General features: G+C 71.2%; 11 protein-coding genes. All 11 read left to right on the top strand.

Annotated features, from left to right (window positions below):
• The 11 genes from AB5J73_RS35730 (at nucleotide 1) to AB5J73_RS35780 (ending at nucleotide 13,895) form a co-directional block, all read left to right on the top strand.
• Entirely contained in the window at nucleotides 1-1,923 is a 1,923-nt protein-coding gene (locus AB5J73_RS35730) for a molybdopterin oxidoreductase family protein (protein WP_370963224.1), read from the top strand.
• A gap of 1 nt (nucleotide 1,924) precedes the next feature.
• A complete protein-coding gene (locus AB5J73_RS35735; protein ID WP_370963225.1) occupies nucleotides 1,925-3,670 on the top strand; it encodes an NAD(P)H-dependent oxidoreductase subunit E in 1,746 nt (581 codons plus the stop codon).
• Nucleotides 3,667-4,524, top strand: coding sequence for a 2Fe-2S iron-sulfur cluster-binding protein (locus AB5J73_RS35740; RefSeq protein ID WP_370963226.1), 858 nt, complete (start codon nucleotides 3,667-3,669; stop codon nucleotides 4,522-4,524). The genes AB5J73_RS35735 and AB5J73_RS35740 overlap by 4 nt, the downstream gene beginning before the upstream one ends.
• Before the next feature lie 140 nt (nucleotides 4,525-4,664).
• Nucleotides 4,665-5,471 (top strand): hydroxypyruvate isomerase family protein, encoded by an 807-nt coding sequence (locus AB5J73_RS35745; RefSeq protein WP_370963227.1) that lies wholly within the window; start codon nucleotides 4,665-4,667, stop codon nucleotides 5,469-5,471.
• Nucleotides 5,468-6,355: a 2-hydroxy-3-oxopropionate reductase gene (locus tag AB5J73_RS35750; protein WP_370963228.1), complete on the top strand. Its 888-nt coding sequence runs from the start codon at nucleotides 5,468-5,470 to the stop codon at nucleotides 6,353-6,355. Before AB5J73_RS35745 ends, AB5J73_RS35750 begins: the two co-directional genes overlap by 4 nt.
• 1 nt (nucleotide 6,356) lies before the next feature.
• Entirely contained in the window at nucleotides 6,357-8,045 is a 1,689-nt protein-coding gene (gcl, locus tag AB5J73_RS35755) for a glyoxylate carboligase (protein ID WP_370963229.1), read from the top strand.
• 193 nt (nucleotides 8,046-8,238) lie between these two features.
• Nucleotides 8,239-9,108, top strand: coding sequence for a xanthine dehydrogenase family protein subunit M (locus AB5J73_RS35760; protein ID WP_370963230.1), 870 nt, complete (start codon nucleotides 8,239-8,241; stop codon nucleotides 9,106-9,108).
• Nucleotides 9,099-9,569, top strand: a complete 471-nt coding sequence (locus tag AB5J73_RS35765) for a (2Fe-2S)-binding protein (RefSeq protein WP_370963231.1) — start codon at nucleotides 9,099-9,101, stop codon at nucleotides 9,567-9,569. Before AB5J73_RS35760 ends, AB5J73_RS35765 begins: the two co-directional genes overlap by 10 nt.
• Nucleotides 9,566-11,857, top strand: coding sequence for a xanthine dehydrogenase subunit D (gene pucD, locus AB5J73_RS35770; RefSeq protein ID WP_370963232.1), 2,292 nt, complete (start codon nucleotides 9,566-9,568; stop codon nucleotides 11,855-11,857). Before AB5J73_RS35765 ends, pucD begins: the two co-directional genes overlap by 4 nt.
• Nucleotide 11,858: 1 nt before the next feature.
• Entirely contained in the window at nucleotides 11,859-12,341 is a 483-nt protein-coding gene (locus AB5J73_RS35775; protein ID WP_370963233.1) for a nucleoside deaminase, read from the top strand.
• Between the two features lie 108 nt (nucleotides 12,342-12,449).
• Nucleotides 12,450-13,895 carry an NCS2 family permease gene (locus tag AB5J73_RS35780; RefSeq protein WP_370963234.1) on the top strand — a complete coding sequence of 482 codons (1,446 nt, stop codon included), beginning with the start codon at nucleotides 12,450-12,452 and terminating at the stop codon, nucleotides 13,893-13,895.
• Nucleotides 13,896-13,899: the final 4 nt, after the last annotated feature.

Genomic DNA, 13,899 nt, shown 5'->3' on the forward strand with positions numbered 1-13,899 from the left:
GTGAAGCGCAAGAAGACCGAGCCGTACGTCCGGCTCACCCAGCCACTCGTGCGCGACTCCGGCGTGCTGCGGCCGGCGACCTGGACCGAGGCCCTCGACCGGGCCGCCGCCGGGATCCGCCGGACCCTCGAAGCCAAGGGGCCCGAGGCGTTCGGGATGTTCTCGTGCGCCCGCGCGACCAACGAGATGAACTTCGTCGCGCAGAAGTTCACCCGCGCGGTGATCGGCACGAACAACGTCGACTCGTGCAACCGCACCTGCCACGCGCCCAGCGTCGCCGGCCTGGCGCGGGTGTTCGACAGCGGCGGCGGCACGTCGTCCTACCAGGAGATCGAGGACGCCGACGTCATCGTGATCTGGGGCGGCAACCCGCGCGAGGCGCACCCGATCTTCTTCCAGCACGTGCTCAAGGCCGTCCACAAGGGAGCGAAGCTCTTCGTCGTCGACCCCCGCCGGACGAGCACCGCGAGCTGGGCGCACCGGCAGCTGCAGCTCGAGGTCGGCACCGACATCCCGCTCGCCCACGCGATCGCGCGGGAGATCATCCACTCCGGACTGGCGAACACGGCGTTCATCGAGCGGGCCACCGAAGGGTTCGCCGAGTTCGCCGCGTCGGTCGAGCCCTGGACCCTGGAGGTCGCCGAGAAGACGACGGGCGTACCGGCCGAGCTGATCAAGGAGCTCGCCCACACCTACGCGCGGGCCGACCGCGGGCAGCTTTCGTGGACGCTCGGGATCACCGAGCACCACAACGGCACCGACAACGTCCTGGCGCTGATCAACCTGTCGCTGCTGGCCGGGCAGGTCGGCCGCTACGGCGCCGGCCTCAACCCGCTGCGCGGGCAGAACAACGTCCAGGGCGGCGGCGACATGGGCGCCATCCCGGACCGGCTGCCCGGCTTCCAGGACGTCCTCGACGCCGGCGTCCGCGCGAAGTTCGACGCGGCCTGGGGTTCGGCCATCCCGCCGCACAAGGGCCTCAACCTCACGCAGATGCTCGACGCGATGGAACGCGGCGACCTGACCTGCGTGTACATCATCGGCGAGAACCCGGTCCAGTCCGAAGCGGACTGCGAGCACACGATCAAGCGGCTGGCCAACGTGGACCACCTCGTCGTGCAGGACATCTTCCTCACCAAGACCGCGCAGCTGGCCGACGTCGTGCTGCCGGCTTCGGCGGCCTGGTGCGAAAGCGACGGCACGTTCACCAACTCCGAACGGCGGGTCCAGCGCGTCCGCAGGGCCCTCGAACCGCCGGACGGCGCGCGCGACGACATCGAGCTGCTGTCGGAGCTGGCTCGCCGGCTCGGGCACGACTGGCACCACACCGGCGGCGAGGAGGTGTGGGACGAGCTGCGCTCGCTCTCGCCGATGCACGCCGGGATGTCCTACGCGCGGCTGGAAGAACTCGGCGGGATCCAGTGGCCGTGCTACGCCGAGGACACCCTGGAGCCGACGTTCCTGCACGGCAGGCTGTGGGCCGAAGACCCGGCCGAGCGCGGCCGCCCGGCGCCCTTCACGGTGATCGAGCACAGCCCGCCGGTCGACCTGCTCACCGAAGAGTTCCCGATCCGGCTCACCACCGGGCGGCGGCTGGACTCCTACAACACCGGCGTCCAGTCGAGCGGGTTCCCGTCCCCGCTGCGGCAGGGCGAAACCCTGGACCTGTGCCCGGAGGACGCCCGCGCCCTCGGTGTCACCCCGGACGAGCTGGTCCGCATCACCTCCCGGCGGGGCGAGATCGTCGCACCGGTCCGGCTCGACAAGGGGCTGAAACCGGGGCTGGCGTTCATGACCTTCCACTTCCCGGACGAAATCGACGTCAACGTCATCACCATCGAGGCGACCTGCCCGATCGCCGGGACCGCGGAGTACAAGGCCGCGGCCATCCGCGTCGAGAAGCTCTCGGAAGTGGGAGCCTGAAGTGGACCTCAAGCTCCTGGACGCCGTCGCGTCGCGTGAAGAGGAGGAGGCGGTCGCCGGGTTCGCCGGCGGCGGCCGCGACCAGCTGCTGCCCGCGCTGCACGCGGTCAACGACCGGGTCGGCTGGCTCAGCCAGGGCGCGCTGAACCTGATCTGCGAGACGCTGCACGTGCCGCCGGCCGACGCGTACGGCGTGGCCAGCTTCTATTCGCTGTTCGCGCTCGCGGAGCGCCCGGAACGGGTCGTGCACGTGTGCACCGACCTGGCGTGCCGGGTCAACGGCGCGGAAACCGTGTGCGAGGTCCTCACCGAGCACGTCGGCGCCGCGGGGAAGGCGCGCGGTGGGGTCACGTGGCTGCGCAGCCCGTGCCTCGGCGTCTGCGAACGGGCCCCCGCGGCGCTGGCGTTCCAGGCGGGCGACCCGGCCACCACCGAGCTTGTCGCCCCGGCCACCGGCGCGTCGGCCGTGCTGGCCGCCCAGCGCGCACCGTCCGCTTCGGACGGTGCGCCGCCGCTGCTCCACCAGAAGGACGGACTGCGGCTGCTGCGCCGGGTCGGCGTCGTCGACCCGTCCAGTTTGGACGGCTACCGCGCGACCGGCGGGTACGCGGCCCTGCGCACCGCCCTGCGGATGGGGGAGGCCGCGGTGCTGCGGGAGGTCACCGACGCCGGCCTGCTCGGCCGCGGCGGGGCGGCGTTCCCGACCGGGCGGAAGTGGGCGGCCACGGCCGCGCAGCCCGCCGGGCCGCACTACCTGGTGTGCAACGCCGACGAGAGCGAACCCGGCACGTTCAAGGACCGGGTGCTGCTCGAAGGCGACCCGTTCGCGCTGGTGGAGGCGATGACGATCGCCGCGTTCGCGATCGGCGCCCGGCAGGGGTACGTCTACCTGCGCGGTGAGTACCCGCGGGCGCTGCGGCTGCTGCGCAACGCACTGGCGGTCTGCCGGGAACGCGGCTACCTCGGCGTGGACATCATGGGCCACGAGGGTTTCTCGTTCGACATCGAGATCCGGCGCGGGGCCGGCGCGTACATCTGTGGCGAGGAAACGGCGATCTTCAACTCGATCGAAGGTTTCCGCGGCGAGCCCCGGACGAAGCCGCCGTTCCCGGTCGAGAAGGGTCTGTTCGGCAAGCCGACCGTGGTCAACAACGTCGAAACCCTGGTGAACGTGCCGCTGATCCTCACCGAAGGCGCGGCCGCCTACCGGGCGATCGGCACCGAGGCCTCGGCCGGGCCGAAGCTGTTCTGCCTGTCCGGCAACGTCGAACGGCCCGGCGTCTACGAAGTGCCGTTCGGCACGACGCTGCGGGAGCTGCTCGCGCTGGCCGGTGGCGTCCCGGAAGGCCGCTCGCTGCGGGCGATCCTGCTCGGCGGCGCGGCGGGCGGGTTCGTCCGGCCCGACGAACTGGACCTGCCGCTGACCATGGAGGACGCCCGCGCGGCGAAGACGACGCTCGGCTCGGGTGTCGTCCTGGTCCTCGATGACCTGGCCGACCTCGGCGGGTTCCTGCTGCGGATCGCGGAGTTCTTCCGCGACGAGTCGTGCGGGCAGTGCGTCCCGTGCCGGATCGGGACGGTCCGCCAGGAGGAGGCGATCCGGCGCGTGCTCGCGGCCGGTTCGGAGGAGCGGCCGCTGCTGCGGGAGGTGGGTGGGGTCATGCGGGATTCGTCGATCTGCGGCCTCGGCCAGACCGCGTGGAACGCCATCGAATCCGCGATCGACCGGCTGGGGGCCCTGCGATGACCATTGTGGACATCGGAATCCCGAAGCGGCTGGTCGAGTTCACCGTGGACGGCGCGCCGGTCCGGGTACCCGAGGGCTCGACGATCCTCGACGCGTGCACGGCGGCGGGCAAGGAGATCCCGACCCTGTGCTACGGCGACACCCTGGAGCCGGCGAACGCCTGCCGCGTCTGCATGGTGGAGGTCGAGGGCTCCCGGACACTGGTGCCTTCGTGCTCGCGCAAGGCCGAACCGGGCATGGTGGTGCACACCGATTCCGAGCGCACCCGGATCAGCCGCAAGGTCGTCCTCGAACTGCTCGGTTCGGCGACGGACCTTTCGACCACCCCGGACGTGGACCGCTGGATGGCCGAGACGGGCGCGGAACCGTCCCGCTTCGGCCCGGACGCGGCGACCGTCGCGCAACCGGCCATCGTGGACAACGAGCTGTACGTCCGTGACTACGAGAAGTGCATCCTCTGCTACAAGTGCGTCGACGCGTGCGGTGAGCAGTGGCAGAACTCGTTCGCCATCACCGTGGCGGGCCGGGGGTTCGACGCGCGGATCTCGACGGAGTTCTCGAACCCGCTGCCCGACAGCGCGTGCGTGTACTGCGGCAACTGCGTCGAGGTCTGCCCGACCGGGGCGCTGAGCTTCAAGCGCGAGTACGACAAGCGCGAGGACGGCACCTGGGACGAGTCCCGCCAGACGGCGACGACGACCGTCTGCACCTTCTGCGGGGTGGGCTGCAACCTGACGCTGCACGTCCAGGACAACGAGATCGTGAAGGTGACTTCGCCGCACGAGAGCTCGGTGACGCACGGCAACCTCTGCATCAAGGGCCGGTTCGGCTGGCAGCACGTCCAGAACCGGTAGCGCGCCCATCCCGCGCGGAGGCGCCGTGGCTCGACGAGTCGCGGCGCCTCTGTCGTTCCCGGACGTTGACCCCGCCGCAGGTCACCGGCTATTCTCGATATGCGAAAGAAAAATTCCGGATAGCGAAATTAGAGGTCGCGATGCCCGAGCACTCCCTGCCGTACGTCGTCAACCTGTCGCTGCTGTTCAAGGAGGTCCCCCTCCTCGAGCGCGCGGCGGCCGCGCGGGCGGCGGGCTTCACCGACGTCGAGTACTGGTGGCCGTTCGAGGCCGCCGTACCCGCGCGGGACGAGGTGGACGCCTTCGTGAAGAGCCTGGACGGCGTCCGGCTGCGCGGGCTGAACTTCTACGCCGGGGACATGGCGGCGGGGGAGCGGGGCCTGGTCTCCTGGATCGGCCGCGAAGCCGAGTTCGCCGACAGCCTCGTCGTCGCGCTGGACATCGCCGAACGCACTGGGTGCCGCAGCTTCAACGCGCTCTACGGCAACCGGCTGGACGGCGAAGACCCCGTCAAGCAGGACGACCTGGCGCTGGTGCACCTCGCCGGCGCCGCGGAAGCCGCCGCGAAGATCGGCGCGCAGCTGGTCCTCGAACCGCTCTCCGGCGCGGACCGCTACCCGCTCAAGACCGCCGCGGACGCCGTGGCCGTGCTCGACGACCTCGGGCGCGACAACGTGCGGCTGCTGGCCGACCTGTACCACCTGGCAGTCAACGGCGACGACCTGGACGCCTTGGCGACGCGGCACATCGCCCGGATCGGGCACGTGCAGATCGCCGACGCACCCGGGCGCCACCAGCCCGGCACCGGCTCGCTGGACATCGAGGGACACCTCGCGAAGCTGCAGGCCGCGGGCTACGACGGGTTCGTCGGGATCGAGTACGTCCCGGAGCCCGGCACGCTCGCGTCGCTGGACTGGCTGCCGATCACCCGAAGGGGACGAGCATGAAACTGGGATTCATCGGACTGGGCGTGATGGGCGCGCCGATGGCCGCGCACCTGGTCGCGGCCGGGCACGACGTCGCGGGCTACGACGTCACCCCGGCCGCGGGGGAGAAGCTCGCGGCCGCCGGCGGGCGCGCCGCGACCGGCGTCGCCGACGCGGTGGCCGGCGCGGACGTCGTGATCACGATGCTGCCGAACCACCCGCAGGTCGAGGCGGTCGTGCTGGCCGGCGGCGGCGTGCTCGACACCGCCGAGCCCGGCGCGCTGCTGATCGACATGAGCACCATCCGGCCGGAGACGTCGATCGCGATCGCCGAAGCCGCGCGGGACAAGAAGATCCGCGTCCTCGACGCCCCCGTTTCGGGTGGCCAGGCCGGGGCGGAGCAGGCGTCGCTGTCCATCATGGTCGGGGGCACCGAAGAAGACTTCGAGTCGGCCAAGCCGGTGCTCGATGCCGTCGGCAAGACCATCGTGCACGTCGGCCCGCACGGCGCCGGCCAGGTCGTCAAGGCCGCCAACCAGCTCGTCGTGGGCGGGATCTACGGCCTCGTCGCCGAGGCGATCGTGCTCCTCGAAGCGTCCGGTGTGGACGCCGCCACGGGCTTGGACGTGCTCGCCGGGGGACTGGCCGGCAGCCGGATCCTCGAGCTCAAGCGCAAGTCCATGGTGGACCGCCAGTTCGCGCCCGGCTTCCGGATCGACCTGCACCACAAGGACATGGGGATCGCGCTGGCCGCCGCCCGGCAGGCCGACGTCGCGCTCCCGCTCACCGGGCTGGTCGCCCAGCTCGTCGCCGCCGGCCGCGCCATGGGGTACGGCTCCCTGGACCACTCGGCCTTGCTGAAGGTCGTCGAACAGTTGTCGGGCCGCGTCCCGGCGGAGGTGTGACATGCCCCGAATCCCCGCCATGCAAGCGGTCGTCGACGTCCTGGAAAGCGAAGGCGTCGACACCGTCTTCGGCTGCCCGGGCGCCGCGATCCTCCCGCTGTACAACGCCCTGCAAGGCCGGGCGATCGAGCACCTGATCGTCCGCCACGAAGAGGGCGCGACGCACATGGCCGACGGCTGGGCCCGGACGAACGGCAACGTCGGCGTCGCCATCGGCACGTCCGGCCCGGCCGGGACCAACATGATCACCGGGCTCTACACCGCGCACGCGGACTCGATCCCGATGATCTGCATCACCGGCCAGGCCGCGACGACGAAGCTGCACCAGGAAGCCTTCCAGGCGGTCGACATCGTCGAGATCGCCAAGCCGGTCACGAAGTGGGCGGTGCAGGTCAAGGAGGCCGCGCAGCTGCCCTGGATCTTCCGCGAAGCCTTCCGGATCGCCCGCTCGGGCCGTCCCGGGCCGGTGCTCATCGACCTCCCGATCGACGTCCAGAAGCAGGACATCGAATGGGACTCGTCGATCGACTCACCGCTGCCGGTGACCCGGGTGACGCCTGCCGCGGCGCGGGTCGAGCGGGCTCTCGACCTGCTGCTGGCCGCCGAGCGCCCGATCATCCTGGCCGGTGGCGGCGTCGTCCTCGGCGAGGCGAGCGAGCGGCTGCGAGCGGCGGCCGAGCGCCTCGACGTCCCGGTGCAGGTGACGCTGATGGGCAAGGGCAGCTTCCCCGAGGACCACCATCTGTTCGCCGGGATGGCCGGCATCCAGACGTCGCAGCGCTGGGCGAACGCGGCTTTCCTGGAGTCGGACCTGGTGCTGGCGCTGGGCGCGCGGTTCGGCGACCGGCACACCGGCGAGCTGTCGGTGTACCGCGGTGACCGGAAGTTCATCCACGTCGACATCGAGCCGACCCAGCTGGGCAAGGTGTTCGGCCCGGACCTCGGGATCGTCTCGGACACCCGCGAGTTCCTGGACGCGCTGCTGACGGCGCTGGAGCACCGCGAGCCGAAGCCGAGGCGCGAGTGGGTCGGCCGGATCGCGGAACTGAAGGAAGCGCTTCCCCGGCGCGAGGACTTCGACACCCTGCCGATCAAGGCGCCGCGGGTCTTCAAGGAGATCAACGAAACCTTCGGCGAGGACACGTACTTCGTCACCGCGATCGGGCTCTACCAGATCTGGTCGGGTCAGTTCCAGAAGGCGCACAAGCCACGCCACTACCAGGTGTGCGGCCAGGCGGGCCCGCTCGGCTGGGAGATCCCCGCCGCGATCGGCGTCAAGAAGGCGCGCCCCGAGGCCGAGGTCGTCGGCGTGGTCGGCGACTACTCGTTCCAGTTCCTCGTCGAGGAGCTGGCGGTGGCCGCCCAGTACGACGTCGGGTTCGTGCTGATCATGCTCAACAACGAGTACCTCGGCCTGATCCGCCAGGCCGAGACCGGGTACGACATGAACTTCGAGGTCGACATCCACTACGACTCGAACGGCACGGACAACGTCAAGATCATGGAGGCCTACGGCTGCTCCGGCACCCGCGTGCACGAGCCGGGGGAGATCCGGACGTCGCTGGAATGGGCGCGCAAGGAGGCCGAGCGCACGAGCCGCCCGGTCCTGGTGGAGATCATGATCGAACGCGAGGGCAACGCCGCCATGGGTGCCGCCCTCGACACCGTGAAGGAGTTCGAGCCCGCGTAGGACCCGCGTGACCACGGCCGCCGTGCGAGCCCTGACCTCGCACGGCGGCCGTTCCACGCCCGGGATCAGGCGGTTGTCGGAAAGTACAAACCGGGGCCGTAAATTCACCCGTCTTTCAGGGGTTTTGCCGTGGTCGCGGCCACACCCCAGCGTGTGTACTTCTTCCCGAAGCAGCCCCGAAAGGACGTCCACAGTGGAATTCCTCCGACCCGCCTCGCTGGCCGACGCGCTCGCCGCGCGTGCCGCGAACCCCGGTGCGGTCCCGATCGCCGGCGGCACGGACGTGATGGTCGAGCTCAACTTCGACCACCGCCGTCCCGACGCCCTGCTCGACCTCGGCCGCGTCGCCGAGCTGCACGAGCACGGCACCGACGGCGGCCGGATCCGGCTCGGCGCGGCCGTGCCGTACACCCGGATCATCGCGGAACTCGGCACGCGGCTGCCCGGTCTCGCGATGGCGGCGCGGACCGTCGGCTCCCCGCAGATCCGCAACCGCGGCAGCGTGGGCGGCAACCTCGGCGCGGCATCGCCCGCGGGCGATGCGCACCCGGCGTTGCTCGCCGCCGACGCGGAGGTGGAGATCGCCTCGGTCCGCGGCACCCGGATCGTCGCGGCGAAGGACTTCTACACCGGCGTGAAGCGGAACGTCCTGGCCCCGGACGAGCTGATCACGGCCGTGCTGCTGGCCCCGGCCACCGGGCCCCAGCAGTTCAGCAAGATCGGCACCCGCAACGCGATGGTCATCGCGGTCGCCGCCTTCGGGCTGGCGCTGCACCCGGCCGACAAGCGCGTCGGCACCGGTGTCGGCTCGGCCGCGCCCACCCCGCGCCGGGCCCTCGAAGCCGAGGAGTTCCTGGCCGGCGAACTGGACTGGGACGCCCCGAAGCCGCTGACCGACTCGGTGAAGCGCCGCTTCGGCGATCTGGTGGCCGCGGCCGCGTCGCCGATCGACGACGTCCGGGGGAGCGCGGCCTACCGCCGCCACGCCCTGGGCGTGATGGCACGGCGGACGCTGACCTGGGCCTGGACCGAATACTGCGGAGGGAGCGCGAAGTGCGCGTGAACGTCACCGTCAACGGCGAGCACCGTCGGGCGGACAACGTCTGGGAAGGTGAAAGCCTGCTCTACGTGCTGCGCGAGCGGCTCGGCCTGCCGGGCTCGAAGAACGCCTGTGAACAGGGCGAATGCGGCTCCTGCACGGTCTACCTGGACGGTGTCCCGGCGTGCGCGTGCCTGGTCGCGGCCGGGCAGGCCGAAGGCCGCGAGGTCGTCACGGTCGAGGGACTCGCGTCCGGCGACGAGCTGGACCCGGTGCAGGAGTCGTTCGTCGAGCGCGGCGCCGTCCAGTGCGGGTTCTGCACGCCCGGCCTGCTCGTCGCCGCGCACGACCTGATCGAGCGCGTCCCGGACCCCAGCGACGTCGAGATCCGCGAGGCCCTCGCCGGGAACCTCTGCCGCTGCACCGGCTACGAGAAGATCCTCGACGCCGTCCGTGACGCGGCCGCGAAGAAGGCCGTCCGATGAGCGCCCCGGCCCGGTCCCCGCAGGAGCTGCACGACACGATCGCCGGCGGCATCGGCGAAAGCCCGCTGCGCCCGGACGGCACGCTCAAGGTCCGCGGCGAGTTCGCCTACTCCTCGGACCTGTGGCACGAGGACATGCTGTGGGGCGCCACGCTGCGCAGCCCGCACCCGCACGCCCGGATCGTCCGCCTCGACGTCTCCCGGGCGCTGGCCCAGCCCGGCGTGCACGCGGTGCTCACCCACGAGGACGTCCCCGGCGAGAACGTCTACGGCCTCAAGTACCAGGACACCCCGGCGCTGGCCGCCGACCTGGTCCGCTACCAGGGCGAGCCGGTCGCGATCCTCGCGGCCGACCACCCGGAGATCGCGCGGCAGGCGCTCAAGGAGATCGTCGTCGAGTACGACGTCCTCGAGCCGATCACCGACCCCGAGCGCGCCGCGCACGACGACACCCTGCCGAAGCTGCACGCCGGCGGGAACCTGGTCCGCCACCAGCGGATCGTCAAGGGCGACCCGGCCGCGACCGCGGACGTCGTCGTCTCCGGCGTCTACGAGATCGGCATGCAGGACCAGGCGTTCCTCGGCCCGGAGTCCGGGCTCGCGGTGCCGGCCGAGGACGGCGGCGTCGACCTCTACCTGGCGACCCAGTGGTTGCACGTCGACCAGCGCCAGACCGCGAAGGCGCTCGGCCTGCCCCTGGAGAAGGTGCGGCTGACGCTGTCCGGTGTCGGCGGCGCGTTCGGCGGGCGCGAGGACCTGTCCATGCAGATCCACTCGTGCATGCTCGCCCTGCGCACCGGACGGCCGGTGAAGATGAGCTACAACCGCCTGGAGTCCTTCTTCGGGCACGTCCACCGCCACCCGGCGAAGATGTACTACGAGCACGGCGCGACCCGCGACGGCAAGCTCGTCTACGTCCGGGCGAAGATGTACTTCGACGGCGGCGCGTACGCCTCCAAGACCCCGGTCGTCGTCGGCAACGGCACCACGCTCAGCGTCGGCCCGTACGACGTGCCGAACGCGCACATCGAAGGCTGGGGCGTCTACACCAACAACCCGACCTGCGGCGCGATGCGCGGGCTCGGCGCGGTCCAGCCCACCTACGCCTACGAGTCCCAGATGGACAAGCTCGCGTCCGCTTTGGACCTGGACCCCGCGGAACTGCGGATCCGCAACGCACTGAGCGAAGGGTCCACTGTGGTCACCGGCCAGGTGGTCGACTTCCCGGCGCCGGTGGCGGAACTGGTGCAGCGGCTGCGTGACCTGCCGCTGCCGCCCGAGCCGGCCGGCGAGCGCGACATCCGCGAGCTGCCCGGCGGCGCGTCCAACACCACCCACGGCGAAGGCGTCGTGCGCGGCGTCGGCTACGGCGTCACGATCAAGAACATCTCCTACGCCGAAGGGCTCGACGACTACTCGACCGCCCGCGTCCGGCTGGAGGTGCTCGGCGGCGAGGCGGTCGCGATGGTGCACACCGCCGCGGCCGAGGTCGGCCAGGGGCTCGTCACCCTGCAGCAGCAGATCGCCCGCACCGAGCTCGGCCTGACCCGGGTGAGCGTGCACCCGGCCGACACGAGCGTCGGCGACGCGGGATCCAGTTCCGCGTCGCGCCAGACCTACGTCACCGGCGGCGCGGTCCGCAACGCCTGCCGCGCGGTCGCCGAGGCGGTCTACGCGCGGCTCGGGGTTCCCGCCGAAGGCATGTCGCTGACGGGCGGGAAGGTCGTCGCGGCCGACGGCGCGGTCGTCGCGGACCTGGCCGAGCTGCTCGGCGACTCCGCGATCGAAGAGACCCGCGAGTTCCACCACCGCAAGACCTACCCCCTCGACCCCGAGACCGGGCAGGGCGACGCCCACGTCCAGTACGGCTTCTCCGCCCACCGCGCGGTGGTCGACGTCGACGTGGACCTCGGCCTGGTCAAGGTCGTCCAGCTGGACTGCGCCCAGGACGTCGGCAAGGCGATGAACCCCGACGCCGTCGTCGCGCAGATCCAGGGCGGCTCGGCGCAGGGCCTCGGCCTCGCCGTGATGGAGGAGATCCTGGTCCGGGACGGCAAGGTGCGGAACCCGTCGTTCACCGACTACCTCATCCCGACCATCCTGGACATGCCGTCGATGCACATCGACGTCCTCGAGCGGCCCGACCCGCACGCGCCGTACGGCGTCCGCGGTGTCGGCGAGCCGCCCACGATCTCGGCCACGCCGGCGATCGCCAACGCCATCCGCGCGGCCACCGGCCTCGAGCTGCCGCGCGTCCCGATCCGCCCCGAACACATCACAGGAGTTTGAGATGACCACGTCGATTTCCGCCGAGACCGAATGGCTCGACGAAGCCGTCCGCATCGCGGAGACGAACGTCGCGAACGGCGGCGGCCCGTTCGGCGCGCTGATCGTGAAGGACGGCGAAATCGTCTCGACCGGCGTCAACCGCGTCACCGCCAACCTCGACCCGACCGCGCACGCCGAGGTGGTCGCGATCCGCGCGGCCTGCCAGGCGCTCGGCACGTTCAAGCTCGACGGCTGCGTGCTCGTCTCCAGCTGCGAACCGTGCCCGATGTGCCTGTCCTCGGCGCTCTGGGCGCGGGTGGACAAGGTGATCTTCGCCGCCGACCGCGACGACGCGGCCAAGGCCGGCTTCGACGACCGCGCCTTCTACGAACTCTTCGACCGCCCGCGCGACACCTGGACGGTTCCCGTCACGCGACTGTCCGCAAAGGATGGTTTCGCGCCGTTCGCGGCTTGGCTCGACAAGGCCGACCGCACCGACTACTGACCCACAAGGCCAGCTGACCGGAGCAAACCGAATCGAACGTCCCGCTCGCCCAGGCACGGCGCTGTGCCTCGGCCTGGCCGAGCACACCCACCGGCAAGGGCAGGACGCATGACCCAGACCGAAGTCCCCACCCCAGTAGTCGACGAAGTACCTCCGCAACGCCGTTCGCTGCTCGACAAGCTGTTCGAACTGCGCGCCCGGCAGTCGACGATCGGCCGCGAAGTCCGCGGCGGCGTCACGACGTTCGTCGCGATGGCGTACATCGTGCTCCTCAACCCGCTCATCCTCGGCGCCTCCGCCGACATCACCGGCGCCCGGCTCTCGGCGGCGCAGGTGACCACCGCGACGGCGCTGGCCGCCGCCGTGATGACCGTCCTCATGGGACTCGTCGGCAACGCGCCCCTCGCGCTGGCCGCCGGTCTGGGCATCAACGGCATCGTCGCTTTCCAGATGGCCCCGTCGATGACGTGGGCGCAGGCGTTCGGGCTGGTCGTGCTCGAAGGCGTCTGCATCGTGCTGATGGCCGTCAGCGGCGTCCGCGAACGGATCATGAACGCCATCCCGCGGCCGCTCAAGATGGCGATCACCGTCGGGATCGGGCTCTACATCGCCCTGGTCGGGCTGGTCAGCGCCGGGTTCGTGACCCGGGTGCCGGACGCGGCGCAGACCACGGTCCCGGTGCGCCTCGGGGCGAGCGGGCACCTGCACGGCTGGCCGATCGTCGTGTTCTGCTTCGGCCTGCTGCTGATGGTCGTGCTGATGGCCCGCAAGGTCCCGGGCGCGGTGCTGATCAGCATCGGCGTGGCGACGGTGTTCGCGGTCGTGCTGCACGAGGGGTTCGGCGTCGGCGGCTGGGGCCTGACCAGCCCGGAACTGCCCGACCACGTCGTCGCGGCCCCGGACTTCGGGCTGTTCGGCCACATCGACCTCTTCGGCGGGTTCGCCTCGGCGGGCGCGCTCGCGGCCACGGTGTTCCTGTTCACGCTGGTGCTGTCCGGGTTCTTCGACGCGATGGGCACGATCACCAGCGTCTCGGACGAGGCCGGGCTGTCGAAGAACGGCAAGGTCCCGCGGATGGGCCGGATCCTGCTGGTCGACGGCGCGGGCGCGATCGCGGGCGGCGTCACCGGTTCGTCGCCGAACACGGTGTTCCTGGAGTCCGCGGCAGGTGTCGGCGAAGGTGCGCGGACGGGCCTGGCGAGCGTCGTCACCGGGCTCCTGTTCGCCGGGACGCTGCTGTTCACCCCGCTCGCCGGGATCGTCCCGGCACAGGCCGCGGCGCCCGCGCTCGTCGTCATCGGCGGCATGATGGTCGCCCAGTGCCGGAACATCCCGTGGCACGACCCCGACTACACGATCCCGGTGTTCCTCATCGCGGCCCTGATCCCGTTCACCTATTCGATCACCAACGGCGTCGGAGCCGGCCTGATCGCGTTCGTGCTCATCAAGATCGGCCGCGGCAAGTGGCGCGAGGCCGGCTGGCTGCTTTCCCTGCTGGCGCTGGTGTTCGCGGTGTACTTCGCCGTCGACGGCGTCGAAGCCCTCTTCCGCTAAGGAG

It is taken from the genome of Amycolatopsis sp. cg9 (assembly GCF_041346945.1).
GTDB lineage: Bacteria > Actinomycetota > Actinomycetes > Mycobacteriales > Pseudonocardiaceae > Amycolatopsis.